Origin of the sequence: Lolliginicoccus suaedae, from assembly GCF_008312885.1 — a bacterium.
Lineage (GTDB): Bacteria > Actinomycetota > Actinomycetes > Mycobacteriales > Mycobacteriaceae > Lolliginicoccus > Lolliginicoccus suaedae.
In genome coordinates, this window is sequence record NZ_VSSO01000008.1 from 1 (window position 1) to 2,044 (window position 2,044).

Here is a 2,044-nt window from a genome sequence, read left to right on the forward strand (position 1 = left end):
TGGCGATGGCGAGGATGAATCCGGCGAGGCCGGTGATCACCGCTACCAGACGAGCCATACGCACACGCTTCTCCGTCACCGAACCATCCATCCCCGAAGACAACAATCCGACTGCCACGACCCCTGATGGTATTCGCAACCGCGGGGCAACCTTGCCAGTAAACCGTGATTCACAGGAACAGAAGTGAGAACAAACTCAGTTTCGTTCCGGTGAGTAACACCGGGCTACCGCATCGGCCCAGGATTCCATAGCCCCGACCGGCGCACCGTTTCATGCTCGGTGCTCGCCGGGACCGCCTCCTCCGAGTACGGGACAAGACGTTGCAGGGAGCCCCAGTCGCGGCCCCAGTCATCGCTCAAGTACGTGGCGACCTGCTGTTCCTCCGCCAGCATCGACGTGATTCCGACGGGTCCGCCGCCGGCGCTGCCCTGCGCGATGTCCGTACCGAGCTTCAGCTCGAAATCACCCGCGATCCGGTACTCGGGCATATCGATCACGCCATTGCGATGCACGAAGGGCTGCTGGCAGGGGAAAGCGAGACCAATGGACCAGTCGATCATCACTGGCGTGTCGCTGCCCACCACGTCCTGCAACGTATCGACGACGGGAACGCGCGGCGGAGTCACCACCAGCCATTGCGACGGGTCGAGATCGGTATCGCGCGCGACGATCCGCACCGCGGTCGCGTCGGCAGGCACGGCATCGAGCGGCACGCGCAGGTTCCGCCAGGACGGGAAAGGCCCGGTATCGAGCGGGGTGGCGGCATGGACCACCGCGAAGCCGTCTTCGTGGGGGATCCCGAACTCCACCCGCAGCTCCTGCCCGCGGATCGGCCGGTCGAAGGCGTCGGTGCCCGCGATGCGGCCTGCCGCGGTGATCGCGACGAGGGGCCGGTCATCGGATCGCTCGGGCAGCGCGTACCAGTCGCTGGTCAGTTCCGCCGAGCGTTGCTCGCCGCTGCGGTAGCTGCCGAGGACGGGCACGCGGGCGGGGTCGAGCCCGAACGGCAGGGGCGCGGTGCTGCCATTGATGCCCTCCTCCTGGCGCTGGTCGTCGTCGAACCCGGTCGGGTTGAGGGTTTGCTGCTGTCCCCCGGCATCGGCCTCGCCCGCCGCGACCAGGGTGGACGGGGCATCCTCGCCCGCGGCCTGGTCGGGAGCGAGATCCGGGGCTAGGCCATTGGGCGTGAACCCCTCGTTGCCACCACCACCGAGGGCGGTCGCGGGATCACCACCGTCGACGGGATCGAGCAGGCCGGCGTTCGGATCCTGCTCGACGAGGACATCATTGGCCAGCCCGCACGGCGACCCCAGGATCGCATCGATGTTGGACCGGCCCACCGAGTACGCCGGATACTGCCTCGCCGCGCCCAGCGCGAGCGACGCCACTTGCGCGACCACCACGATCGCGGCGATCACCAGGATCGGGGCCGCCGTCAGCCAGCGCAGCCATCCTGGTGCCGCGACCGGGCGCCCCCGCATGCCGAGGTAGTGGTAGAGCGCGGCCGCGGCGAACACCATCATTGCCAGCAGCAGCAGCCAGTTGGCCACCCCGCGGCCGAGGAACAGCGGCGGGCGGTCCCCGAACGGCACCCCATAGTTCGACACATGCCACCAGCGGTTGGTGCCGGTCATCGCGAACGCGGTGATGAGCAGCAGCACGGACACCAGCACCAGGCGATCACGCGCCGACCGGACCAGCGCCGGCCCCATCGCCACGGCCGCGATCGCCGCCACCGAGGCGCCGATCCCGGCGAACGCGCCGAAGTGATGCGTCCACTTCGTCGGCGTCAACGTCAGGAACAGGAACGAGGCGACGGTCAGGCCCAGCATCCGCGACGCCGGCCCCGTCGGCACCCCGGGAATGCCACCGCGGCGCATCAGCATTGCCCCGGCCACACCGATCGCGAACACCAGCACCAGCACGGCGAAGCGTCGGCCCAGCGATCCGTCGGTAGCTGGCCCGAAGAGGTCCACGTACCGCGTCATCTCCTCGTACCAGGCGAGGGAGGGTCCGATGGCGGTGCGGAGGCGGGAGGCCTCG

The 2,044-nt window shown here is 68.9% G+C and carries 1 protein-coding gene; it reads right to left on the minus strand.

Annotation, left to right across the window (positions count from 1 at the left end; all coding sequences use genetic code 11):
* Window positions 1–225: 225 nt before the first annotated feature.
* Window positions 226–2,044, minus strand: a 1,819-nt coding sequence (locus tag FXO18_RS15790) for an arabinosyltransferase C-terminal domain-containing protein (RefSeq protein WP_149362116.1), incomplete at its 5' end; no start/stop codon positions are given.